At 36.2% G+C, this 26,424-nt stretch carries 25 protein-coding genes; 15 read left to right on the forward strand and 10 right to left on the reverse strand.

Features of this window, described 5'->3' with window-relative positions; genetic code table 11:
* The 5 genes from argS to AC1W31_RS06225 form a co-directional block, all read left to right on the forward strand.
* On the forward strand, positions 1-1,555 hold a 1,555-nt coding region (gene argS, locus AC1W31_RS06205; protein ID WP_481733546.1), incomplete at its 5' end, for an arginine--tRNA ligase.
* Positions 1,556-1,713: 158 nt separating this feature from the next.
* Complete coding sequence (locus tag AC1W31_RS06210) at positions 1,714-2,277, forward strand: glutathione peroxidase (RefSeq protein WP_481733547.1); 564 nt, start codon at positions 1,714-1,716, stop codon at positions 2,275-2,277.
* 115 nt (positions 2,278-2,392) lie between these two features.
* Positions 2,393-3,286, forward strand: a complete 894-nt coding sequence (locus tag AC1W31_RS06215) for a 1,4-dihydroxy-2-naphthoate polyprenyltransferase (RefSeq protein ID WP_481733548.1) — start codon at positions 2,393-2,395, stop codon at positions 3,284-3,286.
* 145 nt (positions 3,287-3,431) lie between these two features.
* Positions 3,432-3,758: a HesB/IscA family protein gene (locus AC1W31_RS06220; protein ID WP_481733549.1), complete on the forward strand. Its 327-nt coding sequence runs from the start codon at positions 3,432-3,434 to the stop codon at positions 3,756-3,758.
* A 161-nt stretch (positions 3,759-3,919) separates the two neighbouring features.
* Complete coding sequence (locus AC1W31_RS06225) at positions 3,920-4,921, forward strand: 3-oxoacyl-ACP synthase III family protein (protein WP_481733550.1); 1,002 nt, start codon at positions 3,920-3,922, stop codon at positions 4,919-4,921.
* Between the two features lie 78 nt (positions 4,922-4,999).
* On the opposite strand, the gene AC1W31_RS06230 is transcribed toward AC1W31_RS06225, so the two are convergent.
* The 5 genes from AC1W31_RS06230 to AC1W31_RS06250 form a co-directional block, all read right to left on the reverse strand.
* Positions 5,000-5,665 carry an MgtC/SapB family protein gene (locus AC1W31_RS06230; RefSeq protein WP_481733551.1) on the reverse strand — a complete coding sequence of 222 codons (666 nt, stop codon included), beginning with the start codon at positions 5,663-5,665 and terminating at the stop codon, positions 5,000-5,002.
* Between the two features lie 92 nt (positions 5,666-5,757).
* Positions 5,758-6,156, reverse strand: coding sequence for an ExbD/TolR family protein (locus AC1W31_RS06235; protein WP_481733552.1), 399 nt, complete (start codon positions 6,154-6,156; stop codon positions 5,758-5,760).
* 92 nt (positions 6,157-6,248) lie between these two features.
* On the reverse strand, positions 6,249-6,965 hold the full coding sequence (locus AC1W31_RS06240; RefSeq protein ID WP_481733553.1) for a MotA/TolQ/ExbB proton channel family protein: 717 nt from the start codon (positions 6,963-6,965) through the stop codon (positions 6,249-6,251).
* Between the two features lie 136 nt (positions 6,966-7,101).
* Positions 7,102-8,760, reverse strand: coding sequence for an alkaline phosphatase PafA (gene pafA, locus AC1W31_RS06245; protein WP_481733554.1), 1,659 nt, complete (start codon positions 8,758-8,760; stop codon positions 7,102-7,104).
* Positions 8,761-8,927: 167 nt separating this feature from the next.
* A complete protein-coding gene (locus tag AC1W31_RS06250; protein WP_481733555.1) occupies positions 8,928-9,383 on the reverse strand; it encodes a type I restriction enzyme HsdR N-terminal domain-containing protein in 456 nt (151 codons plus the stop codon).
* An 85-nt stretch (positions 9,384-9,468) separates the two neighbouring features.
* Between AC1W31_RS06250 and AC1W31_RS06255 the strand changes: the two genes are divergently transcribed.
* Entirely contained in the window at positions 9,469-10,242 is a 774-nt protein-coding gene (locus tag AC1W31_RS06255) for an AMP nucleosidase (protein ID WP_481733556.1), read from the forward strand.
* 108 nt (positions 10,243-10,350) lie between these two features.
* Here the strand turns inward: AC1W31_RS06255 and AC1W31_RS06260 are convergent, their stop codons facing one another.
* The 3 genes from AC1W31_RS06260 to AC1W31_RS06270 form a co-directional block, all read right to left on the reverse strand.
* The gene (locus AC1W31_RS06260; RefSeq protein WP_481733557.1) at positions 10,351-11,679 is read right to left on the reverse strand and encodes a tetratricopeptide repeat protein; all 1,329 of its coding nucleotides are present in this window, start codon (positions 11,677-11,679) and stop codon (positions 10,351-10,353) included.
* 503 nt (positions 11,680-12,182) lie between these two features.
* The gene (ctlX, locus tag AC1W31_RS06265) at positions 12,183-13,112 is read right to left on the reverse strand and encodes a citrulline utilization hydrolase CtlX (RefSeq protein ID WP_481733558.1); all 930 of its coding nucleotides are present in this window, start codon (positions 13,110-13,112) and stop codon (positions 12,183-12,185) included.
* 88 nt (positions 13,113-13,200) lie between these two features.
* The gene (locus tag AC1W31_RS06270) at positions 13,201-14,640 is read right to left on the reverse strand and encodes an arginine deiminase family protein (RefSeq protein ID WP_481733559.1); all 1,440 of its coding nucleotides are present in this window, start codon (positions 14,638-14,640) and stop codon (positions 13,201-13,203) included.
* Between the two features lie 265 nt (positions 14,641-14,905).
* Between AC1W31_RS06270 and sufC the strand changes: the two genes are divergently transcribed.
* The 6 genes from sufC (at position 14,906) to AC1W31_RS06300 (ending at position 19,982) form a co-directional block, all read left to right on the forward strand.
* Positions 14,906-15,679: a Fe-S cluster assembly ATPase SufC gene (gene sufC / locus AC1W31_RS06275; RefSeq protein WP_481733560.1), complete on the forward strand. Its 774-nt coding sequence runs from the start codon at positions 14,906-14,908 to the stop codon at positions 15,677-15,679.
* 27 nt (positions 15,680-15,706) lie between these two features.
* Complete coding sequence (gene sufD, locus AC1W31_RS06280) at positions 15,707-17,020, forward strand: Fe-S cluster assembly protein SufD (protein WP_481733561.1); 1,314 nt, start codon at positions 15,707-15,709, stop codon at positions 17,018-17,020.
* 410 nt (positions 17,021-17,430) lie between these two features.
* Positions 17,431-18,663, forward strand: a complete 1,233-nt coding sequence (locus AC1W31_RS06285) for a SufS family cysteine desulfurase (protein ID WP_481733562.1) — start codon at positions 17,431-17,433, stop codon at positions 18,661-18,663.
* Positions 18,664-18,672: 9 nt separating this feature from the next.
* On the forward strand, positions 18,673-19,092 hold the full coding sequence (locus AC1W31_RS06290) for a SufE family protein (protein ID WP_481733563.1): 420 nt from the start codon (positions 18,673-18,675) through the stop codon (positions 19,090-19,092).
* A gap of 4 nt (positions 19,093-19,096) precedes the next feature.
* Positions 19,097-19,408 carry a DUF59 domain-containing protein gene (locus tag AC1W31_RS06295; RefSeq protein ID WP_481733564.1) on the forward strand — a complete coding sequence of 104 codons (312 nt, stop codon included), beginning with the start codon at positions 19,097-19,099 and terminating at the stop codon, positions 19,406-19,408.
* 160 nt (positions 19,409-19,568) lie between these two features.
* On the forward strand, positions 19,569-19,982 hold the full coding sequence (locus AC1W31_RS06300; RefSeq protein ID WP_481733565.1) for a BrxA/BrxB family bacilliredoxin: 414 nt from the start codon (positions 19,569-19,571) through the stop codon (positions 19,980-19,982).
* 95 nt (positions 19,983-20,077) lie between these two features.
* Here AC1W31_RS06300 and AC1W31_RS06305 read toward each other — a convergent pair whose 3' ends face one another.
* Positions 20,078-21,478 (reverse strand): tetratricopeptide repeat protein, encoded by a 1,401-nt coding sequence (locus AC1W31_RS06305; RefSeq protein ID WP_481733566.1) that lies wholly within the window; start codon positions 21,476-21,478, stop codon positions 20,078-20,080.
* Between the two features lie 286 nt (positions 21,479-21,764).
* Entirely contained in the window at positions 21,765-22,775 is a 1,011-nt protein-coding gene (locus AC1W31_RS06310) for an SDR family NAD(P)-dependent oxidoreductase (RefSeq protein ID WP_481733567.1), read from the reverse strand.
* A 73-nt stretch (positions 22,776-22,848) separates the two neighbouring features.
* On the opposite strand from AC1W31_RS06310, the gene AC1W31_RS06315 reads away from it, so the two are divergent.
* The 3 genes from AC1W31_RS06315 (at position 22,849) to AC1W31_RS06325 (ending at position 26,416) form a co-directional block, all read left to right on the forward strand.
* Positions 22,849-23,787 carry a Ppx/GppA phosphatase family protein gene (locus AC1W31_RS06315; RefSeq protein ID WP_481733568.1) on the forward strand — a complete coding sequence of 313 codons (939 nt, stop codon included), beginning with the start codon at positions 22,849-22,851 and terminating at the stop codon, positions 23,785-23,787.
* 238 nt (positions 23,788-24,025) lie between these two features.
* A complete protein-coding gene (locus AC1W31_RS06320; protein ID WP_481733569.1) occupies positions 24,026-25,336 on the forward strand; it encodes a UDP-glucose dehydrogenase family protein in 1,311 nt (436 codons plus the stop codon).
* 99 nt (positions 25,337-25,435) lie between these two features.
* Positions 25,436-26,416, forward strand: a complete 981-nt coding sequence (locus tag AC1W31_RS06325; protein ID WP_481733570.1) for a UDP-glucuronic acid decarboxylase family protein — start codon at positions 25,436-25,438, stop codon at positions 26,414-26,416.
* The last annotated feature ends 8 nt before the right edge of the window (positions 26,417-26,424 follow it).

Genomic DNA, 26,424 nt, shown 5'->3' on the forward strand with positions numbered 1-26,424 from the left:
CTTTAATGTGGTGCAAGGTTTCTTGAATCTTTCCATCGCTGATTCGGCTTGGATAGATTTGTTTACGGGTATTTTCAAGGATAAAACCTTCGGACAATTACCCGATAAAAATGAAACGGTGATGGTGGAATATTCTTCGCCAAATACCAATAAACCGCTTCATTTGGGTCATTTACGGAATAACTTTTTGGGGTTTTCGGTTGCTCAAATTCTGTCTGCTAATGGCTATAAAGTTATCAAATCGAATTTGGTAAACGACCGTGGAATCCATATTTGTAAGTCGATGTTGGCGTACCAAAAGTTTGGTAACGGCGAAACGCCTGAAAGCTCAGGATTGAAAGGTGACCATTTGGTGGGAAAATATTACGTTGAATTCGACAAGCATTATAAAGTCGAAATCAAGGCTTTGGAGGAAAAGGGACTGTCGGAAGAAGATGCTAAAAAACAAGCGCCATTGTTATTAGAAGCCCAAGAAATGCTATTGAAATGGGAAAATAGCGATCCCGAAACAATTGCGCTTTGGGAGAAAATGAACGAATGGGTTTTCGCAGGATTTAATCTGACTTACGAGAAAATGGGCGTAAGTTTTGATAAAATTTACCGTGAATCGAATACCTATTTACTGGGTAAAAAATTCGTGGAAGAAGGGTTGAAATCGGGCGTATTTTTCCAGAAAGAAGATAATTCGGTTTGGATAGATTTAACCGACGATGGACTCGACCAAAAATTGGTACTTCGTAAAGATGGAACGTCCGTTTATATCACCCAAGATATTGGCACGGCAGAATTGAAATACAATGATTTCAAGATGTCAAAATCTATCTATGTTGTTGGAAATGAGCAGGATTACCATTTTGAAGTTTTATTTAAAATTATCAAAAAAATGGGTCGTCCCTACGCAGATGGTACTTTCCATTTGAGTTATGGTATGGTGGATTTACCATCGGGAAAAATGAAATCTCGTGAGGGAACGGTAGTTGATGCGGATGATTTGATGCAAGAAATGACCGATACCGCCCGTGAACGCACGATGGAATTGGGTAAAACCGAAGGATTCGCAGATTCAGAAGCTAATGAATTGTACGATACGTTGGCAATGGGTGCCTTGAAATATTTCTTATTAAAAGTTGACCCGAAGAAAAGAATGTTGTTTAATCCCGAAGAATCCATTGATTTTCAAGGACATACGGGACCATTTATTCAATACACGCACGCTCGGATTTGTTCGATTTTGAGAAAAGCTCATGCACAAGGCATCACAGGAAAAACAACTGATTATCCTATTTTGCAAGAATCTGAGCGAGATGTTATAAATTTGCTAAGTCAATACCCGCAAATTTTGGCGGATGCGGGCCGTGAACTTTCTCCCGCTTTAATTTCGTTCTATGTTTACGAATTAGCGAAGGCTTACAACCGTTTTTACAACGAAGTAAATATCTTTAACGAATCAGATAAAGATGCTCAACAATTCAGAGTTGCGTTTTCGGGTGTAGTTGGCGAAACAATTCAGAAAGGAATGAGTTTATTAGGCATTAAAGTTCCTTCAAGAATGTGAGCGTAACACAGGTTTTAACCTGTTTTTACTTTTTGAAACTGGTTAAAACCTTCAGTTCCTTTTATCCAAACAGGTTGAAAATTGTAGTACATTGTATGAACAAAAAAATAATTATATCAATCATTTTAATCTTCACAACAGTTATGTTACTAAAACTCATGAAAATAGGTTCATTATTGGGAGCTTTGGCAGTTCCATTCACTCAAAATAGTTTTGAGGAACGTCCGACAAATTTTACGGTTACATCAACCAAAAACCTTCATGATTTCAAAATGAAGTCATTGGACGGTAAAGATGTTGATTTGTCGATTTATAAAGGCAAAAAAGTAATTATCTTGAATACAGCTTCAAAATGTGGATTTACACCACAATATGAAGTTTGGGAGAAATATTACGAAGCTAATAAAGACAAAGTAGTAGTTTTAGGTTTTCCGGCCAATGAATTTGGCGGACAAGAACCAGGTACCGACGGAGAAATTGCTACTTTTTGCAAAAAGAATTATGGGGTAACTTTTCCAATGTTTTCTAAAGTTGTGGTAAAAGGCGAAGGAAAATGTGATTTGTATAAATTCTTAACAACCAAATCATTGAATGGTTGGAATGATAAAGAACCATCATGGAATTTCTGTAAATATATTATCAATGAAAAAGGAGAATTGACTCACTTCTTCGCATCAGGGGTTAAACCCGATAGTAAAGAATTTATGGAAGCGATTAAATAATCGGTTTACGGTAAACGGTGAAGGGTGAACGGTTAAAGACGAAATGAACTCGTTTATAATTGTTTACCCTTTGTTATTTACTGCGTACCTTTCACCCTTAACCCTTTACCGTAAAATGAAACATTGGATTTCTGCGGCTCGTCCACGTACTTTGCCACTTGCCCTTTCGAGTATTTTGATGGGGAGTTTTTTAGCGGCAGGTTCGTACGCTTTTTCTTGGGCAATTTTTGGGTTAGCCGTCCTTACAACCACTTTTTTGCAAATTCTTTCCAACTTTGCCAATGATTATGGCGACACCGTCAGCGGAGTTGATACCTCTGAAAGAACCGTTGCCACTCGTGCCGTTCAGACAGGAGCCATCACTCGTCATCAAATGACAAGAGCGATTATTTTGATGTCCGTTTTGTCATTTATTACGGGTTCTTTACTCATTTATGAAGGCTTAAAAGACACTTCCACCCAAACAATTATTGCCTTTTTTGGCTTAGGAGTTTTGGCAATCATTGCCGCTATCACTTATACCGTTGGCAAAAAACCTTACGGATATATGGGCTTTGGCGATATTTCAGTCTTAATTTTTTTTGGTTGGGTAGGCGTGTTGGGTACGTATTTTTTATATACCCACGAAGTGAATTTATTGATGTTTTTACCAGCTACTTCATGTGGACTTTTTGCGGTTGGCGTACTGAATATCAACAATATACGAGATATTGAATCGGATATTAAGACGGGCAAAAATTCCATTCCAGTACGTTTGGGAAAAGATAAAGCCGTGATTTACCATTGGTTTTTATTGATTGGTGGTTTTGCTTCGGCAGTAATTTATTCGTTATTGAATCACCCAGAATTATTGAATTGGGTATTTTTAATCACTTTACCACTTTTAATCAAAATCGGAATAGGCGTTTCAAAAGGACAAACGCCCGCACAAATTGACCCATTTTTAAAAGTAATGGCTCTAACGACCTTGTTGTTTGTCATAACTTTCGGAATTGGACAGGTGTTTTAGTTATTCGTTATTGGTGAATAGAGCGGATTGACCACTTTGTATTGTTATGTTGGAACTTTCAACCAAATTAAGTCGTTTTTCATTTATAGTTATCAATTCATGAACAACTGAACTAATAACGGATAACCAATAACTAATAACCAAAATGGTAACAGTAACCGATATAGCAGCCAACAAAATCATAGAACTTCGTCAGAAAGAGGGACTTACCGATAATTTCAATGTCCGTGTAGCCGTAGAGGGTGGCGGGTGTTCTGGTTTGATGTATAATTTGGATTTTGCCTCAGAACCAAAACCAACCGATATGATTTTTGAGGATAAAGGTGTGAAAATTATGGTAGATAAAAAATCTATCCTCTATTTAGCGGGCACAGAATTAGATTTCTCGGACGGATTAAACGGAAAAGGCTTTCAATTCAAAAACCCAAATGCTTCCCGTACTTGTGGATGTGGAGAGAGCTTTGCAGTGTAATTTTTGAAATAGTATATACATGAAAAGTCCTTACAAATTTTAGTTTGTAAGGACTTTTTGCGTTAAAATTTAGGATTAGTCTGCTAAACATATTCCTTAAATAAAACAAAAAACTACGCTAAATATCCTAATTTTGTATTCAACAAACAATCATAAAAACCATGACATTTTCCAAAATAACTGGAATTGGGCATTATGTGCCTGAAAACGTAATCACTAATCAATATTTAGAAACATTAATGGATACTTCTGATGCTTGGATTACCGAGAGGACGGGTATTAAAGAACGCCGTTATTTCACCTACGGCAAAGATACCAACGCTTCAATGGCGGCGGAGGCTTCAAGAATTGCCATCGAAAGAGCTGGAATTACGCCCAAAGATATTGACTTTATCGTTTATGCAACCATCACGCCCGATTACTATTTCCCAGGCCCAGGCTTCGTAATGCAACGGGAATTAGGAATGCAAGGTATAGGCGTTTTGGATATCCGTGACCAATGTTCTGGGTTCATTTATGCGCTCTCAACGGCTGACCAATTTATTAAGTCTGGAATGTATAAAAATATTTTGGTGATTGGTTCAGAGATTCAGTCAACTTTTTTAAATACCAGTAACGAAGGGAGAGGAGTAGCCGTGATTTTTGGTGATGGGGCAGGGGCGGTAGTTTTGCAAGCCACTGAAAATGAAGAACATAGAATACTTTCAACCCACCTTCATGCGGATGGAACTTTTGCCGAAGAATTATACGTAAAAGACCCTGGTAGTAGTCGTCCGAAACGTTTTTATGATGATTTGGTGGAGGATAATAAAACGGGAGACGTTTTTATGAATGGCAGTGCGGTTTTCAAACACGCTATCGTACGTTTTCCAGAAGTGATTCGGGAGGCTTTGGATAAAAATGGTTTGAAACCAGAAGATATTGATTTGTTAGTACCACATCAAGCCAATCTAAGAATTTCGGAATATGTTCGTCAGCAAATGAAAATGCCTGCAGAGAAAGTGATGAATAATATCCAAAAATACGGAAATACAACGGCTGCCTCAGTGCCTATTGCTCTGTGTGAAGCATGGGAATCTGGCAGAATTAAAGAAGGTGATTTAGTCTGTTTGGCGGCTTTCGGCAGTGGCTTTACGTGGGGTTCGGCTTTGATTCGTTGGTAGAAATTTCTATATTCGTTTTTCGATGTTAGAATATAAAAAGTCCTTAGAAGTTGATCCTAAGGACTTTTTATGGATTCTCTAAAATTCTAACTCTTTAATATCTTGATCGGTCATTAATTTTTTTACTAATTTATCATGCTTTGAAACTCTCCCTCGAACTGACCAATTGCTTATCAATAACTGCTTGGTGATGGTTTGTTTTTCTCGTTTTGCCGTTAAATTACACTGCTCAAAAATGTTTTCTAATTTTTTATATGCTTCTGGCGAATAATCACAGACTATCCTATAATTGCGAGTACGTCCGTATTTTTCCATAATCACTTCCAATTTTACGAATAATCCCAAAACGATGTAAACCACAATTGTCCCTAAAAACGACAATAAAATATGTCCATCGCCAATTGCCATTCCCAACGACGCAGTTACCCAAATAATGGTGGCAGTCGTTAATCCTTTCACTCGGTCATCCATTTTAAAAATTACTCCCGCACCCAGAAACCCAATGCCCGTAACTACATTTGCCGCAATACGGTCGGGAGAAGTTTTCATGCCCATTTTTTCAGAAAGAATGGTGAAAATTGTACAACCTACCGAAATCAACGTAAAAGTTCTTAACCCCGCTGATTTACTACGGTATTCTCTTTCAAGACCAACCAATGCCCCTACGACCGTTGAGGCTAAGATTTTAATAAAATCATCGTTGTTATAAAAAATGTGTTCGAAAAGTATTTGTAAATCGCTCATGTTTTAAAATATGCTGCTTAAACAAACCAATAGCCGCTACGTTGAGGGCGTATACGGCTATTAATTTTGATATTATTATCAAGAAATCAACCTTAAATTTTATCTGTTGCCATCACCATTACTAATTGTAAACGTGCCACAATATCATAAACTTTCGTTAAATCTTGAACCGTTCTATCTTGAGCAATTCTTAAAATAACGGTTTCAGAGCCTTTTTTCTTGGCTTCTTCTCCCAAATACGTTTCTAATTCTTCAAATGGAACCAGTACATCATCCACAAAATATTGGTTTTCAGCATCAACGGTTACTCTAATATTTTCTTTCGTAGTCGTTTGCTGAGCGGAGGAAGATTCTGGCAAAAGTAATTTAATAGCATCGGGACTTGCCAAGGTTGAAATCATGAGGAAAAACATCATGAGGAAGAAAAGAATGTCAGCCAAAGCCCCCGTTTCTACTTCCGATTGTTCTCTTGAGCGTTTTCTTATATTCATGTTTTTAGGAGAAAGGGGAAAAAAGGAGGAAGGGAAAAAGGATTAATTTATATCATTTAATGCATAACTCTTTCTCCCTTACTCCATTTCTCCTATTTTAAAGATGCTGGTTTATGTAAAATATCTAAGAAATCAATCGCTGTAATTTCCATTCTGTTTACCGCACGGTCTATCATGGTGGTAAGAATTGTATAGAAAAAATAAGCAATAATACCAACCATCAAACCCGTTGCTGAGGTTACCATTTTTTCATAAATACCGCTTGCAATCGTGCTAATATCAATTTTATTGGCTGAAGCAATGTTATGGAATGTACGAATCATCCCTGAAACAGTACCTAAAAAACCAAACATAGGCGCAATCTTGGCAATGGCTGAAAGAATAGTCAAATTCTTTTCCATGTTATAAATTTCTACACGGGCAGTATTCTCGATGGCGTTTTCAATATCACGAATTGGTGAGCCTAAACGGTTCAAACCTCTTTCTAATAGTTTAGCAATGGGATATTGGGAGTTTTTGCAATAATTAATGGCTCCTTGAACATTTCCACCCACCAACATTTCACGAATAGAGAACAAGAAAGTATTATCCATTCTTGCGGTTTTTCGGATGTATAAATAGCGTTCAATGAATAAATAAATGGCAATAAAAAGCAAAATGAAAATGGGAATCATTACCCAACCACCTTTTTCAATCAGGCTCAAAATGTTCATTTCGTCATTGATTTTTGTCATACCATTTGTAGCAGTGGTAACGGTATCAGCAGTAATTACGGTACTTTGGAGGAGAATACTTAGAAGATTCTGCATAGTTTTTCTACGGGTTATTAAGACCTTATTCAGTAAGTTTTGGTCTTTTAAGACAAAAGTTGAGGATTAATTTTATGACTAATTTAACGAAAAAAAATGAAATTTATGATATGAAGACCCTTTAAACTTTATTTGCCTATTTCTTTACGCCCAAAATCACGTTACCAATACTTCCATTAGGTTCTAAGATATTTAAAAAATCAGCAACGGTGGGTGCAATGTCCGAAATATTCGTTCTGAGCGTAGTTTCACCCGTTTTTACTTTCCATCCGTAAAATAAAAGCGGCACGTGTGTATCGTAGCGATAAAGGGTTCCATGGGTTGTTCCTGTTTTGGATCCCATAAACCAACTCGGATTCAGCACAAACATAATATCTCCACTACGGCGTGGATTTAGGCCATTTTTTACAAAATTCAACTGATAATCGGGTAAGGTAGAATTGGCTAAATTATGCAAATCAATCACATCGTTAACGTCTTCTCGTTTCAACAAAGTTTCTCGCACCACGGCATGAACTTGGGCGTATGTCAACTTCTTTTCTTGTAAAATGGCATTATTTAGATAAATCTGATAATTGTCTTCTGCTCTGATGAATTCACCTTCTCCAAATGCCGTTTTTAGCGCAGTTTTCACCTCTGCCATTGCTCCCGAACGGTCAAAAACACCCGAAGGAAGTTTCTGGCTTTGCCAAAAGCCTGGAACATCAGCGACACCGTGGTCGGCACTTAAAAATACCAAATAATTATCTTTTCCGAGCGTATTATCCAGCGTGGTTAAAATCTCAGCAATGTCTTTATCCAAACGTAAATAAGTATCTTCGGCTTCGACAGAATTTGGTCCAAAACTGTGTCCGACATAATCAGTTGAAGAAAAACTTACCGTTAAAAAGTCCGTTTTAGGGCTTTTTCCTAAGTTTTCATGTTGGATGGCTGCCAAAGTAAAATCCTTCGTCAAAGTATTTCCAAAGGGTGTCGTCCGGATAACTTCCTGTAAATTTACGCCCGATTGTGCCGCCAATTCATGGGGAAAAGTAGGTGTTTTTTCGCCAGATAATTTACTTTCAAATACTTGGTCGTCTTCCGTGCTTTCGGTGTATTGCTCTATGGGTAAAAGCGTTTTCCAGCCTTCTGCCATGTATTTTTTGGGCATTTTTAGGGCATTAAAATCTTTGACCCACTGTGGTAAATCGTTCATATAAAAAGTTGAACTAATGAACGAACCATTTTTAGAATCGAACCAATACGCACCATTGGCAGTATGTCCCGCAGGTAATATCGAACCTCTATCTTTCAGAGCAACTCCAATCGTCTTTGATTGAAAATTATTGGCGATTCTCAACTGGTCAGTAATGGTAGAAACCAGTAAGTTCTTAGGAGACATTAAGCCCGCTTTACTATCCGAACCGACTGTTTTTACCGTGGTATCTTCTACGCAATAAACCGTTTTCCCCGTTTTTTGATTAAACCATTCATTCCCAATAATGCCATCAATCGCAGGAATTGAACCTGTAAAAATGGCTGCGTGACCAGCGGCAGTTACCGTTGGAGCGTAATCGTAATGATTATTCCGACAATTAAACCCTTCGTTCATAAGTCGTTTGAAACCACCCGATGAATATTTTTCTGAATAGCGATACAAAAAGTCATAACGCATTTGGTCAACCACGATTCCAACAACCAATTTTGGTTTATCAGGAAAAACTGTTTCAAAAGAAGCCGTTGCTTTTTTCTTTTGAGCTGATAATGAAGATGTTACAAGTAATAATAAGAGAAATAAATTGATTTTTTTCGACATGATGAAGGGTTGTTTTTGCAAAAATACAGTGAAAATAATTGGCAGTTTTAGTTGGTATTTAAAAAGACAGAATTAAATACATTATTAAGATCAAGCAAGAAGTAAAATATTAACCTTGGCCACTTACCTAATGAATAAGATGAACATAATAGAAATTTACTGTCAACTTATAAAAATAGCGGTAAAGTCTCTATAAAGTCCATTTGTTTTGTTTCCCAATCTGTTCGACAACAATGAAAAATCATCCCGTTGGAAATCGTTAAATATTGCGCCTTTAAAACATGATTGTATTGAGCCGCTTGAGCAAAAACGGTTTGTGAAAGTTTGGTATACGGAGCTTTACATTCTACAATCATAAATAGCTTCCCATCACGGTCAAATACTTGAATATCAGTACGTTTCAAACGTTTATTATAGTCCAAACTACTTTCTAATTTTATCAGACTTTTAGGGTATTGATGTTCATTGATTAAATGATGGACAAAATGCTGACGAACCCATTCTTCGGGCGTGAGGATAATATTTTTTTTACGGATAATGTCCCAAATGCACAATTTGTCATTGATTTTTTTTAATTTGTGATTATATGAAGGAAGATTTAGTATTTGTAATTCCTCTAACATGAGTTTAAAAGATAAATTCTGTTTCTATGTAATTGTCAAAATTACAAACTCTATTTTAACCTTTCATTAATCAACTAATAAATTTATGAAAACAAAAAAAGAAATTGTGGATAATTGGCTTCCACGTTATACAGGAGTGCCTTTGGAAGCGTTTGGACAGTATATTTTATTGACCAATTTTGCCAATTATATCAAAATGTTTGCCGACCAGTTCGAGGTTGAGGTGAAGGGGACTGACCGACCTATGCAAACGGCAACTGCTAATAATATCACGATTATTAACTTCGGAATGGGGTCGCCAATGGCGGCAACGGTTATGGATTTACTTTCGGCAATCGAACCTAAAGCGGTTTTATTTTTGGGTAAATGCGGAGGATTGAAAAAGAATTTAGTCTTGGGAGATTTAATTATTCCTATCGCAGCCGTGCGGGGCGAAGGTACATCGGATGAATATATGCCCAAAGAAGTTCCTGCTTTGCCTTCGTTTCGCCTGCAAAGGGCGGTTTCATCCATGATTAAAAAACACGAATTAGATTATTGGACGGGCTTAGTTTATACGACCAATCGCCGGGTGTGGGAACATGATGAAGATTTTAAACAGTATTTAACTGATATTCGAGCAATGGCAATTGATATGGAAACTGCTACAATTTTCACGGTGGGTTTTGTTAATAAAATACCTCATGGAGCATTATTATTAGTATCGGACAATCCAATGACTCCCGATGGTGTAAAAACAGAGGATAGTGATAAAAAAGTAACGACTAATTATGTACAGAAACATTTACAAATTGGCATAGATTCATTAGTTGAATTAGCTACTTCGGGAGAATCTGTGAAGCATCTGAGGTTTGAGTAAGTTGGTTATTAGTAACTGGTAATTAGTTATTATTTGCTCCAATGGAATAATTAAAAATGGGCTACTCTTGCACAAGAGTAGCCCATTTTTAATTATAGTAACTATTCCCTAATTACAGTAATCTCTAATTACCGAATAAGCAGGGGTGTATCCTAATTCTCCAGATTTACTCAAGTCATTACAACCGTCAGTATCTCCTAAAGCGTGGCGAATAATTCCTCTTACATAATAGGCTTCTGCATATTTTGAGTTCAACTTAATAGCATTTGTACAGTCTTGAATTGCACCACGTTGGTCGCCCGTTTGTGACTTCAACATTCCTCTTGTAAAGTATGCTTCTGAATACGTTGGGCTTAAAGCAATTGCTTTGTTGTAGTCCTCAATGGCTGTTTTGGTATCTCCGTTTCGAGCTTTTGAAAGTCCACGATTAAAATAAACTTCTGAACGTTCAAGTGACATTTCTGCCATTTTCAATCGTTCTACGACGTTGTTTCTCAAATCATCCAAGATTGGTTTTGTAATGGCACCCGGAAAAATAACTTTGTTATTTTCGATATTTCCAATAGAAATTGCTTTGGTAAAATCTTCAATCGCAGATTTTATATTTCCTAATTTATTTTTTGCAAAACCTCTACCATAATATGCCGTAGCATTTTCTGGGTCTTGCCCCAAGGCACGGTCGAAATCAATTAAAGCACTTTGATAATCTTCCATTTGGCTTTTGCAATATCCTCTATAATAAAGTGATTCTGCATCTTCGGGAGTCAATTCTAAAGCTTTGCCATAATCCGCAATTGCACCTTTGAAATCCCCCATTTTCATTTTGCTTAAACCTCTTCCTGAATACGAAGCAGAGCGTTTTGGGCTAATTTCAATTGCCTTCGTAAAATCATCCAAACTACCTCTGTAGTCTTCCAATTTTTGCTTCACAATTCCTCTTGCCGTATATGCTTGGGCATTATCGGGTGTGAGGTCAAGTGATTTGTTGTAATCAGATAGAGCACCTTTGTAATTTTCCAATTTGGTTTTGCTTTGACCACGTAGAAAATAAGTGGGAGCATCAACTGGATTGAGAGCGATACAGCTATTGTAATCTTGCAAAGCACCTTTATGATCGTCTTGGCGAGCCTTACTTTGTCCACGTCCTGCAAAAGCATCTGCATATCTTGGATTTAATTCAAGTGCTTTATCAAAATCATTGATAGCACCACGGTTGTCTTTAAGATTTGCTTTAGTAACTGCTCTATTATAAAGGGCGGCGGCATCATCGGGCTTCAAGGCAATAGCTTGTGAAAAAGCAGATTGAGCAGCAGCGTGATTGCCTAAATTACTTTGTCTAACGCCATATTCCATTAAATCGGCGAATGACTGTTGCGCAAAAGAAGCAGTTGTGATTAGCAATAAAGCTAATAAGGATAATAAAAAACTTTTTTTCATGGGTTGTGATGTGAAAAACAATTTTTAGTGATTGAAACATTGAATTGCCTTTCATCTTAAAAACTTGACAAACACAAATTCAACATTTGAGTGTGAATTGCTCATTTTCAATCGAGTGGCTAAATAAAATTTTTTTAACAAAATGCTTTAGTAATGGACAAATTAGGCCGTTTTTTTAGTATAATTCATCAATTTTCTCGCCAAATTACTTAAAAAATGCTTGATTGCCAAAAAATATAACCCAAACAATTTAGGGAAGTAATTTGCCATTTTTAACATTGCAGCACTAATGGATTGAAATTGCAAATATTATTTTCTCTAAAAAGCAAATAAAGTAATCAAACTGTTTTTTAAACGAACACACTATTTTAAAGAACTTTTTGAAATAAAATTGCAGTTATTGTTAACAAAACGTTAACATAATCGGGCAGTTGTTTATTCGGTAACTTAATGATAGTGATATTTTCAATTTTTGAAATAATCTTCATTGAAAATACCACCTATTATTTCAAAGGTAAATGAATCTCCGCCATCATGCAACGGGCAGAACCTCCACCATTTCCTTCAATCATGGATAAATCAAAATGGTAAACGGTACAATATTCATTCAATATTTCAAGCTGTTTAGGTTTCATAGAATGATACGCCGAACTTGACATTACTAATATTTTTTCCCCTTTTTGACTTTTTACTTCAAGCATATTTCCCGCAAACTGATTCATTTGTTCCAACGAAATATCAATAATTCTTTTTCCCGATTGCTCTAAAGAATTTCTCACCATCAATCTTTCGTCCAAATCAGGAATTGCTTCCAAACAAATTACCGCAAACATATCGCCAATACACATCACCACATTTGTATGATAAATCTGTTTGTCATCACCGTCAACTGCATTGAAAGCAATGACCTCATAATTCATTTGAGACGAAAATTCTTTCAAGACATCCGCTTGTGTACGTGGCGACAAACAAGCATAAGCAATCTTATATTTGCGGTCAAGTACCATTGAACCCGTGCCTTCCAAGAATTTATTTTCATTTTCAAAACCCGATAAATCTATTCTGCGATTGATATAAAATGATGCTGAAATCTGTTCAACAATATCTTCTCTACGTTCCAAACGGCGATTTTCTGCCTGCATTGGGTACGTAATCACTGAACCATTACCGTGAAAAGAAACCCAGTTGTTTGGAAAAATTGAGTCGGGCGTATAAGGTTGAAAAGTATCATCAATAACGATGATATTCACGCCTACTTTACGCAAACGGCTAACCATCTCATCAAATTCTTTCAGGGCAATTTGTTGAGATTTATCTTTATTTTGCTCGCCAAATTTAGCATTTTGGAAAGCATTTGATTCAGCAGTTTCTTGGTTAAATCCAAAATTGACTGGACGAATCATAAGGATGTTGGAAGTTGTTTGTGAACGCATGGTTTTTAGTTGTGAGTTAGTGAGTTGTGAATTAGTGATTTTTTGAGTCCGCTTTTAAATAACAACTCACCAATCACTAAATCACAACTTAAAATTGTTCTCGAAGTATCGGCATTGACATACAATGCGAACCACCTCTGGCACGTGAAAGTTCTGCTGATGGCAACATTATGAATGTATCTGTCAAAGTCTCTGGATTCTTAATTCCTGATTCAAAATCATGTAGTAAATCTTCCATTTTTACGGCTTCAAATCCTGCATTTTTGAAAGCATCAAGCGTTTTATCATTTCGGTCATAACCAATCACAACGCCTTCTTTTACCGCCAATAAATTGCATGAATCCGTCCATTGTTCTCTTGCACCGTATGGAAATTCATTATTTCCAGAATAAATAAATTTAACATCAAGTGGCTGACAATCAAGGTCATAAATTGATATTTCAGTTAATAATTCTTCCAAACTCTCAATTACACGAAGGTCATTTTCTTGTCCTCGGCGAAACTGAACAATATGTACTTCTTCTGCCTTTTTGGATTTCAATAAACCAGCATTTATTAACGCTTCATCTTCCGCATTAATTTGTGGTTTTGCTAATGATCCCAACAGCACCCAGACATTCCGTTTTACCTGCGTAAAGACCGTATCAATGTGCATATAATCACGTTTATTCGGAATTTTTACGAGCGTAACTTTGTCAACAATTTTCTTTTCAAATAGAATTTTTATGACTTGTTTGGCGGCATAAATGGTTGTTCTTTCCGATATTCCGATTAACAAATGATTTTTTGCTACCATCATTACATCGCCACCTTCCAAGGTCGATTGCGCTTCTTCGGCTTGTTCTTCGGGCAATAAAAACAAAGTTTCATTATCAGGAATTTCAATCAGATTTTGACGAATTTCTTTGAAAATATCGTGGTTATAAAAAATGTATTGTACCAGCAAAGCCTCACGAGTACGAGCCTGTTTTTTAGGACGATTCAGTAAAATATGGTCGTTGATCGTAATTCCAATATCACGGGTAAAAATGAAATTGGGAATAGGAGGGAAGAGCATTTCTCCCGAAGGTGTAGTACCCGAAATCAGCGTTTTGGCCAATTCAATGGGTGGTAAATTGAATAATTCGTCGTGAGTGGTGTACCATTCCTTTTCAATGGCGCAGGCTGCAGCGACCAATTTCATTCTAATTAAGTCATTTTCCAGAATTTCAGATAATAGTTTTTGCAGTTCAATAACTTTATCAGAATTGAAATATTCGGGACTATCAGGTTTGAAAAAGTTACGTTCTATATCGGAATCTATTTCGTTTAATTTTCCTTTTATTTTGTCAGGGTCGAGGAAATAAAGGAGCGTTTTTACGTAGAAATCATACTCTTTTCTTCGCATCGTATCCAAATGAATAATGTCTTCAAATAACCAATCTTGGGCTTTTGAAGGGACAACTTTTCCAAGTCCGCTGTCAGGACTATGAATTAAAAGACGTTGTAATGTACTAACTTCCGAAGAAACAAAAATGGAATTTTGCATGGAATTATTGATGAAAATTTAATTTTTCGCAATAACTCATTTTTTATTGATAATGTCAATTTATTTTTAATTTTTAATTTTGACGGGGTTCGTAATCTTGAAGATTTCAATAAATTATTTGCAAATAAATCGTAAAACTGAAATCAGAAACGGGAAACTTTTTTCCTTTACTTAGAGTTGTTCTAAATAAACACTTGGAATGCAAAAGCGTAGAACGTAATTTTGTAAGAGTATCAAATAACGAAAATACAAATAATACAATACAATGTTAAAAATCAGCAATTTACAGGCTAAAATTGGGGAAAAAGAAATTCTGAAAGGATTAAACTTGGAGGTAAAAGCGGGCGAAGTTCATGCCATCATGGGACCAAACGGTGCGGGTAAAAGTACCTTAGCATCTGTTTTGGCAGGTCGTGATACCTACGAAGTAACAGGTGGAACAGTGGACTTTGAGGGAGAAGATTTATTAGAACTTGCACCCGAAGAGCGTGCTGCCAAAGGTGTCTTTTTGGCCTTTCAATATCCCGTGGAAATTCCGGGCGTTTCAACGACTAATTTCCTGAAAACGGCTGTAAATGAAATGCGTAAATATCGTGGCGAAGAAGCGATGGATGCAGTGCAATTTTTGAAGATGTTTAAGGAAAAAATGAAGATTGTCAATATCGACCAATCTTTGTTAAATCGTTCATTAAATGAAGGATTTTCTGGCGGTGAGAAAAAACGCAACGAAATTTTCCAAATGGCCGTTTTGAATCCAAAATTAGCGATTTTAGATGAAACAGATTCGGGACTTGATATTGATGCCTTACGTATTGTGGCTGAGGGAGTTAATAAACTGAAATCGCCCGAAAATGCCACCATTGTAATCACTCACTACCAACGTTTATTGGATTTTATTGTGCCAGATTTTGTTCACGTTTTATACAAAGGGCGCATCGTGAAATCAGGTACAAAAGAATTAGCGTTGGAGTTAGAGGAAAGAGGATACGATTGGATTAAAGAAGAAGTTGAAGCGAAGGAATTGAGTGAAACTGTTTAATTAGTTTTCAAAGATTATTATTAGATTATGAACAATACAGACTTAAAAACTCAATTAATCGCAGATTTCAAAACTGCTGAAGGACGCATGAATGGCGAAGCAAAATCGGCCGTGCATCAAATCCGTCAGCAAGCTTTAGAACGTTTTGACAAATTGGGTTTTCCCACTATCAGACACGAAGAATGGAAATATTCTAACGTCAAAAACCTTGTTAGCCAAGCATTTGAGTTTAATGCGGTAACCAATTTTTCGGCAAAAGATTTAGAAGAAATGCCTATTCCAAATCTTGAAGGCAATATCTTATATTTTATCAATGGAATTTATAACGCTGAACTTTCAGTAATTGTAAGTCCAGATTCTGAATTACAAATTTTGACTTTTGCGGAAGCTGCCAAAACGCAACCCGAATTAGTTGAACAATATTTTAACAAATATTCAGATTATCAGGATAATGCTTTCACGGCGTTGAATACTGCCTTTGCAAAGAATGGAATATTTGTCCATGTGCCTGATAATAAAGTAGTTGAACAGCCAATTATTTTGCGATTTATCAGTGATGCTCGTACCTTGAATGTGGCTTCACAACCAAGAAATCTTATCGTAGTCGGTAAGCGTTCCGAGGTTCAAATCGCTGAAGCTTATCGTTCATTGGGCGAAAATGCTTCGTTTACCAATGCAGTTACGGAGTTTATTATTGGAGAAGAAGCGAACGTACATTACTACAAAGTTCAGAACGAATCGGATAAATCTTATCACATCGGAACGACTTCGGTTTTGCAAGCTGGGAAGTCAGTTTTCACGGCAAATACGGTAACGGCTAATGGTGGATTTGTTCGTAACAATCTGAATATCAAGATAGATGGAGAATATGCAGAAGCCAATATGTTTGGTTTGTATATTCCAAATGGAAAGCAACACATAGACAATCATACGGCAGTTGACCACGCAAAACCTAATTCAAATTCAAATGAATTATATAAAGGGATTTTGAAAGGAAAATCAACGGGCGTTTTTAATGGTAAGATTTTCGTTAGACAAGATGCTCAGAAAACGAATGCGTTTCAGTCTTGTAAAAACGTTTTATTATCGGAAGATGCCACGATGAACACCAAGCCTCAGTTAGAAATCTGGGCGGATGATGTAAAATGTTCACACGGAACAACTACGGGACAATTGAACGATGATGCACTCTTTTATATGCAAGCCCGTGGAATTTCAAAAGATACTGCCAGAGCATTTTTAACTTTAGCTTTTGCCCAAGACGTAATTGATAAATTTGAAATTGTAGCGATTAAAGAATATTTGCAAGCTTTAGTTGAAGAGAAGATTTATCAAGGGTAGCAAATAAAATGAAAAGTCATACCGCTTTGATATTTATGACTGTTAGACTTTTTAAATAATCTCTTCTTCCTGTCATTCTAACTGGGTGTTCACAATAAATATATTCTATTTGGGAGTCTATCAATGTTAGAATTGATAGAACAGAGCAAAAAAATATCTCTAAATCGCTAAATAAATTCGTAAGTAGAATGACAGGGTACATGGCAAATCCATTATCAAATAAGAAACTACAATTTTGTGGCCTCATGCAGTGAGATATTAATAATGAACTGAATGGTTGAAAACAAACATCTATAAGTTAGTAAATAGACTCTTAAAAGAATGACAGGCGAATAAAGTTAATTAGTAATTACCCAAGTAGTAAAAGTTGAAATAATTATCGAAGTAAATTATTCTATAGAAAAAATAAAATGCAACTCACAGAATTATTAGATATACAAGCAATCAGAGCTGATTTTCCTATCCTTAATCAAGAAATTAATGGACGAAAATTAGTGTATTTTGATAATGCTGCGACTACCCAAAAACCTACTTCAGTTATCGAAACGATTACGCATTACTACAATTTCGATAACGCCAATATTCATCGAGGAATTCATACTTTGGCTGAACGTGCAACCCGTGATTTTGAAGCTTCCCGTGAAGCAATTCGAGAATTTTTGGGAGCATCTTCGATTGAAGAAATTATTTTCACCTCGGGAACTACGCAAGGTATCAATTTAGTAGCCAGCACATTCGGACGGAAATTTATCAAAGAAGGAGATGAAATTATCATCTCTGGCATGGAACATCATTCCAATATCGTGCCGTGGCAGATGCTCTGTGAAGAAAAAGGAATTAAATTGAAAGTAATTCCTGTGACGGATTTGGGAGAATTGGACATGGAAGCATACCAAAATATGCTTTCTGAAAAAGTTAAATTAGTCTCCGTAAATCATGTCTCAAACTCTTTGGGAACAATCAATCCTGTGAAGCAAATCATTGACTTAGCCCACAGTTTTGGAGCAAAAGTTTTGATTGATGGAGCCCAGGCAACTTCGCACTTAAACGTTGATGTCCAGGCACTTGACGCTGATTTTTATGTGTTTTCAGCTCATAAATTATATGGACCAACGGGGATTGGAATTTTGTACGGCAAAAAAGAAATTTTAAACGCTATGCCCCCGTACATGGGCGGTGGCGAGATGATAAAAGACGTTACTTTCGAGAAAACGACTTATAACGAATTGCCTTATAAATTTGAAGCGGGGACGCCAAATATTGCAGATGTAGTAGCTTTAAAAACTGCTTTAGAATACATTGCTTTTCATGGAAAAGAAAATATTGCGGCTCACGAAGATATGCTTTTGCAATATGCAACGGAGCAATTGTTGGATATTGATGGATTGAAAATTATTGGGCAAGCCAAAGAAAAAATATCAGTAGTTAGTTTTATAATGGACGGAATTCACCATCAAGACATTGGCGTTTTGCTTGATAATCAAGGAGTTGCCGTGAGAACTGGACATCATTGTACGCAACCACTCATGCAAAGATTTAATATTCTGGGAACAACCAGAGCTTCTTTTGCTGTTTATAATACGATAGAGGAGATTGATAGATTAGTGGCGGGATTGCGCAGAGTTAAGAAAATGCTTTTGTAAAAAATCGAAATGACAATTAACGAATCACAAGACGAAATAATAGAAGAATTTGAATTGTTTGACGATTGGGCAGACAAATACGAATACATCATAGATTTAGGTAAGAAACTCAAGGGTTTTCCCGAAGAACAAAAAACCGAAGACAATATCATCAAAGGTTGCCAAAGTAGGGTTTGGTTGAATGCGCATAAAGATAGCAACATTCTTATATTTGAAGCTGATTCTGAAGCAATTATTGTGAAGGGACTAGTCAACATGCTCATCAGAGTTTTATCGGGACATACGCCACAGGAAATTGCTAAAGCGGATTTATACTTTATGGAAAAAATCGGAATGAGTCAGCATCTTGCCCAAACACGTTCAAATGGTTTGGCTTCGATGGTGAAACAAATGAAGAATTATGCGATTGCTTATTCCTTAAAAAATTAACAAAATGTCAGAATTAGAATTAAAAGAAGAAGTAATCAAAGCCATCAAGGAGGTTTATGATCCAGAGATTCCTGTGAATGTATATGAATTGGGCTTGATTTACGATATAAAAATATTTCCGGTAAATAATGTTTATGTCTTAATGACTCTGACCTCACCGTCTTGTCCATCGGCAGAGGCGATTCCTGCGGAAATTGAAGGGAAAATTAAGGAAATCGAAGGTATTTCGGATGTAAGTATCGAATTAACTTTTGACCCACCGTATTCACAAGATATGATGTCGGAAGTGGCTAAATTAGAACTTGGATTTATGTAGTGTCAAGTTGATAATGTGTTGATTTAAAAATTAAATTGGCACGTTTAGCTCATAAATACTGTTTAAGTTTTAAGAGTGTAATTTGAAAATAGCAAAGCAATATTTTCAAATTAATCAAGCGGTTCGCCGCCCGTTTCAAAAATTTTCAAATTAAAGAAATATGTACCCAGAACATTTAGTAGCTCCTATGCGTGCAGATATTGCAGAAGGAGGATTTCAAGAATTAAAATCGGCATCGGAAGTTGAAGCAGCGATGGCTGAAAAAGGAACAACGTTGATGTTTATCAACTCTGTTTGTGGTTGTTCAGCACGCACAGCTCGTCCAGGTGTGAAAGAAGCCGTTTGGAATTCAGAGAAAAAACCAAATCATTTAGTAACTGTTTTTGCTGGTGTTGACCAAGAAGCAACCGCAAAAGCACGTGAATTTACGTTGCCATATCCTCCATCATCACCAGCAATTGCTTTTTTCAAAGATGGTGAATTGGTTCATATGGTAGAGCGCCATCACATTGAAGGCCGTTCGGCAGAATTGATTGCTACGCATCTTGAAGGTGTTTTTGAAGAGTTTTGTTAGTAAGTAGTTATTAGTTATTCGTAAAAAAGTCCTCAAAATTAAATTTTGAGGACTTTTTTGTTAACAATCAATAATTGATAACTAGTCTCTAATCCCTATTTCCGATATTGTTCAATAATTTTAAAAATAGCCTTTTGGGTGTCTAAGTTTTTGAAATATTCAAACATGATTTCATGTCCTTCATAACTTAAAACTAAACCTGTTTCTAAATAATTGAATGCCTCTTTATATCGTCCAGATTTGATAAAATATACTGCTGCACGGTAATATAATTCTGATTCTTCGGGCATTTGGTCGATGGCAGAAAGCATCAATTCTGCTGCCATTTCAAAATCTCCTTGTTCATGATTCACAACCGACCATTTAATCCATGCTTCTGGATTCATTGGTTCAAGTTCGGCTGATTTTTGATAGGCTTCCATTCCTGAAATGATATTACCCAAACTCGTTTCGGCATCTCCAATTGCCAACCAATAATAGGCATTTTTATCATCCAGTGCCAGTGCCTTTTTTAAGAAATGAATTGCTTCAAACCATCGTTGCATTTCGCAGAGACACACGCCTACGCCAAAATAACCATCATCCCAATTTGGGTCAAGTTTTATGGCATCTTTGTAATAATGAATCGCCTCCGAAAAACGTTCTTGACGTTCAATACTTGCTCCAAAACAGCAATATACTTCGGGCGTAACATCTTCATATTCAAGGCAATGACGGTAAGCATCCTCTGCTTTTGACCAATTGCTCAGGTTCATGTAGGAGTTGCCTAAGTTGAAATATCCCGAAGCAAATTTATCATTAATTGCTACTGAAAATTCATAAGCATCGGCGGCTTCTTCAAATTTTCCTAATTTAGAATAGGCAATTCCAATGTTATACCAAGCATTTTCTGAATAGGGATCAGTATCAATAAATTGCTGATAATATGGTAAAGATTCTTCTAATTTTCCGATTTCATCTAAACTATTAGCCAGTTCATAAAGGGCGTTTTCATTCTTTATATTTATTTCAATAGCTTGCTTAAAAGCGGCAACGGCATTGTGATTTTTTCCCCAACTTTGATAAGCTAAACCGATATGAAAATATACCTCATCTTTTTCTTCGGCAATATCCAATATTTCAGTAAGGATTTCGATGGCAGTTTGATAATCGCCTTTAAGATTATAGACGGTGCTGCGGAGATAAATAATATCCGTATCGGAAGGGTTGTATAGTTCTGCTTTATCAATTAAATCAAGTGCTTCATCATGTTTACCTTGATTGGCGAGTAATTCTGCCTTGCAAAGCATCAGCTCCAAGGAATAAGGATATTGTTCGAGTGCCAATTCGCAGGCTTGCATGGCATCAACAATTTTCCCCTCATCCATATAATGTTCGACGATTTGTTCGTAAGTATCAAGGTCGAAAAAAGTGGATTCCATGCGTTTCAACATAGATTCAAAACGCTTTACGGATTGTAAAGTCTCTTCCCGACGATCTTCAAAATCTTGTTCCATCTTTGATTATTTAGGGTCTGGTGGGTGTGCGTTGATTGTTGGTTTTAGGTAATTAGTTATGAGTGGGAATCAAAATATTATTTAACCAATAACCATTGACTAAAAACTAACTATTTATGCTAATTTAATAATAATCTTTTATTATACCAAAACCCTTGATTATTACTTATTTACAACAAAAATTGTGCTCATAGTAGAAGTCGCAGGTCGTAAGTCTTTATTTGTAATAATTTTGGATGAATCAATGAAATAATTGTTATTTTACCTGTTTCTTTTGTTCTCAATCTTACATTTTTTTGAATAAATTTTCACAAATTCTATCCAAACTTTCCTCCAAATTTCTAAATGAAAAGTTCAAGGCTTTTTTGATTTTATCGGGTTGATATTCAAAGGAATGGCTTGATGAAAGAGCGGTTTCTTTGGAAATTAATGGAGCATTTCCTGTAAAAAAACTTCTGATTGCTTCTAATCTCCAAACAATTCCAGTAAAAGATTTATTTAATAAAGTTGAAGGAGCTTTTTTAAGAAATCTTGGTGCCACTTTCTCAAAAAAGTCTTTATAAGCTATTTGGCCAGCACTTAAAATAAATCTTTCATCTGAAATGTCCGAAATTATCAATTGATAAATACACATTGCCACATCTTCAACGTCCACATAATTTAGATTTCCAGCTGGATAAAATTTATGCTCATCATACACAAATTTTAAAAGTTGCGTACTACTCTTGTTCCAGTCGGCTTCACCTAATATTATAGATGGATTTACGATAACTGAATTAAGCCCTTCCGACTGCCCCCGCCAAACTTCCATTTCAGCTAAGTATTTGGTTTTGGCGTAGTTAGAGTTTAGTGGATTGTCTTCCCAAGTTGCCTTTTCATCTATTTTTATGAGATGATTTGTGAGATTTTGGTTCGAAATTTTTCTACCTAAAGCGGCTACAGAACTCACAAAACAAAGTTTTTTAATCTTCTTTTCTAAACAAAGATTTACTACATTAATCGTACCTTCAACATTGGTTTTGAACATTTTGTCTCGGTCTTTGGGAGCGAAAGAAACGATGGCAGCAGCATGAATCACGTAATTGACGTTTTCAATTACTTTTTCCAGGCCTAAAATGTCAAGGATATCACCTTCATGCCAAACTATCTGACTTTCAATGTCTTGCAATAATGATAAGTCGCTATTTGCCCTTTTTAACCCCACAACCTTAAAGCCTTCCTTCAAAAAGAGTCTTGCCGTAAAGCTTCCCACTAAACCAGTGATGCCTGTGATGAGAATATTTTTTTCTTGTTCCAATTCGTTTAATTTACTTCAAAACATTGACCTATCTTTGTACCTACAAAGGTAAATCACATTCAACGAAAAATACGTGATAAAGAAAGCAATTATTGATTTAGGAACGAATACATTTCAATTGTTAATCGTAGAACAGGAGGGGCAGAATTATAAAATAATTCACGAAGACAGTTACGCTGCCAAAATTGGGAAAGGTGGAATTTCTTTGGGTATTATTACCGAAGAGGGTATTCAAAGGGGAATCAAAGGGGTGCAGTATTTTCAGCAAATGTTTAAAAAAGAGGGAGTTACAAGCGAAAATATTTTTGCTACTGCTACCAGTGCCGTAAGAAATGCGAAAAATGGTGATGAATTTTGCTACCGAGTTTTGAACGAAACGGGTATTCAAATCCAAGTAATTTCGGGCGAAAAAGAAGCCAATTTGATTTATGAAGGCGTGAAATTAGGCATGGACATTGGTCTTGACCCTTCGATGATTGTGGACATCGGGGGCGGATCGGTAGAATTTATTATTTGTGACCAGAATCGAGTCATGTATAAACAAAGTTTTGAAATTGGAGGACAACGATTAATGGATAAATTCATGACTACTGATCCTATTTCGCCTCGTTCTGTAATATCTTTAAAGGATTATTTAGAAGAACAATTATTGTCACTCACCAACGCTGTGCATCAGTATGCCCCTGTATGTATCATTGGGTCAGCGGGTTCGTTTGAGACATTAATTGATATTTTTTTTGTAAAAACTTACGGACAATTACCTCCACCAAATCAGATTTCCTTTGAACTGCCGATAACCGAATTTTATGATTCTTTCTTTAAATTAGTTTCTAAAAATCATGATGAAAGAATGGCAATTGGCGGCATGAAGGAACTTCGGGTAGATATGATTGTCGTGGGAGTTTGTCTGATTGATTTTATCCTAAAACGCTTTGATATTCAGCAAATTAAGGTTTCTAATTACGCATTGAAAGAAGGCGTGTTAAGTAAAATTTTAAAAGAAAAGGTTTAAAAGAGAGATGAGAAATGTAGGTGAAAGAACTGTTAAAATAAACTGTAAAAGTATAATAATTTCATTGGTTAAATTCTTCTGACTACTTTCTTACTTTTCTGCTTTGCATGAAGCACTAAATTATCTTCAATAATTATCTTTATTAATTTGAATTAGGATTTTAGACTTTACCAATAAAAACGCTTAATTTTGAAAATTAAACTATAACTATTTCAAGAAAACAAAAATTGTAAAATACATGAAAATAGCGGTAATCGGCACGGGATATGTAGGTTTGGTAACGGGAACTTGTTTTGCAGAAACGGGCAATCAAGTTATTTGCGTTGATATTGATGAAAAAAAGGTAGCTAAAATGAAAAATGGGGTCATTCCAATTTATGAACCTGGTTTAGAAGAGCTATTTCTCAGAAATTCCAATGAAGGAAGACTTAAATTTACGACTTCACTTTCAGAAGGAATCAAAGATGCACAAGTAATCTTTCTTGCTTTACCAACTCCCCCAGGAGCCGATGGTTCAGCAGATTTAAAATATATCTTAAAGGTTGCCGATGATTTAGGTCCTATCTTGGAAAATTACGCTGTCATTATTGATAAAAGTACCGTTCCAGTGGGTACAGCCGAAAAAGTTTACGCTGCCATCGCTAAAAATGCAAAAGTTGATTTTGACGTAGTTTCAAATCCAGAATTCTTGCGTGAAGGCGTTGCCGTTGAAGATTTTATGCGACCAGACCGTGTGGTGATTGGTACAAAATCTGAAAAAGCGAAAGCTGTAATGACTAAATTATACGCCCCTTTGGTTCGTCAGGGAAATCCAGTAATTTTCATGGATGAACGTTCGGCGGAAATGACAAAATATGCTGCCAATGCGTTTTTGGCAACGAAAATTACTTTCATGAACGAAATTGCTAACCTTTGCGAAAGAGTTGGAGCCAACGTTGATGACATCCGGAGAGGTATTGGAACGGATTCTCGTATCGGTAAAAGATTCTTGTTTGCGGGTATCGGTTACGGTGGAAGTTGTTTCCCTAAAGATGTTCAAGCATTAGAAAAAACTTCTAAAGATTTTGACTATGATTTCAAAATTCTGAAGGCCGTGATGGATGTGAACGAAGACCAAAAAACTCGTTTAATTCCGATGATTAATGATTATTTTGGGGGTGATTTGAAAGGAAAAACTTTTGCGATGTGGGGCTTGGCTTTCAAACCTTATACCGATGATATTCGTGAAGCACCCGCTTTATATAATATTGATGCCCTTTTAGCTGCAGGAGCCACTATCAAGGCTTATGACCCAGAAGCAATGCCAAATGTTCAAGAATTAGTAGGAGATAAAATTACGTACACTACTGGACCTTATGAGGCTCTAAAGGATGCTGATGCACTTTTAATTATGACTGAATGGCCCCAATTCCGTACCCCAGAATTTGAAGTAATGAATGTTTTATTGAAAAATAAAGTAATCTTCGACGGACGTAATTTGTACGAGCTTCCAGAAATTGCGGAGAAAGGTTATACGTATTACTCGATTGGTAGAGAAGTGGTTAAGTAAATTCAGTTTTAAGCCATAAGCCGTGAGCTTTGAGCTTATTTCAATGATTTTTAATTTTTAAAAAGCTCATGGCTCATGGCTAATAGCTCAAAACTATAAATGAAAAGAATATTAATTACAGGTGGAGCAGGTTTTTTGGGTTCTCACCTTTGCGATAGATTTATTAAAGAAGGTTTCCATGTAATTGCGATGGATAACCTCATTACGGGTGATTTGAAAAATATCGAACACCTCTTTAAATTACCCAACTTTGAATTTTCTCATTGTGATGTTTCAAAGTTTATTCACGTTCCTGGTGAGTTGGATTATATCCTTCATTTTGCGTCGCCAGCCTCTCCAATTGACTATTTGAAAATTCCAATCCAGACCTTGAAAGTTGGTTCTTTGGGAATTCATAATTGTCTTGGATTAGCTCGTGTAAAAAATGCCAGAGTGTTAATTGCCTCAACCTCAGAAGTTTATGGCGACCCAACCGTTCATCCACAACCAGAAGAATACTGGGGAAATGTGAATCCTGTGGGTCCTCGTGGCGTTTACGATGAAGCAAAACGTTTCCAAGAAGCAATGACGATGGCTTACCATACTTATCATGGTTTAGAAACTCGTATCGTTCGTATTTTCAATACTTACGGGCCACGTATGCGTCTGAATGACGGTCGTGTATTGCCTGCATTCATCGGACAAGCGCTTCGTGGAGAAGATTTGACAATGTTTGGTGACGGTTCGCAAACTCGTGCTTTCTGCTACGTAGATGATTTGGTAGAAGGAATTTATCGTTTGTTGTTATCAGATTATGCTCAACCTGTAAATATTGGTAATCCAGATGAAATTACGATTAAGGAATTTGGCGAAGAAATTATCAAATTGACGGGTACAAGTCAAAAATTAATTTCGTTGCCATTACCAACTGACGACCCAAAACAACGCAAGCCAGACATTACAAAAGCAAAAGAGTTGTTAGGTTGGGAACCGAAAGTTTCAAGATCTGAAGGTTTGAAAATCACCTATGAATATTTCAAATCTTTGCCAAATGATGAATTATTTAAAATGGCAAACCACCGTGATTTTGAAAAGAAATAATACATTTT

The sequence above is a fragment of the Arcicella sp. genome (assembly GCF_964672035.1).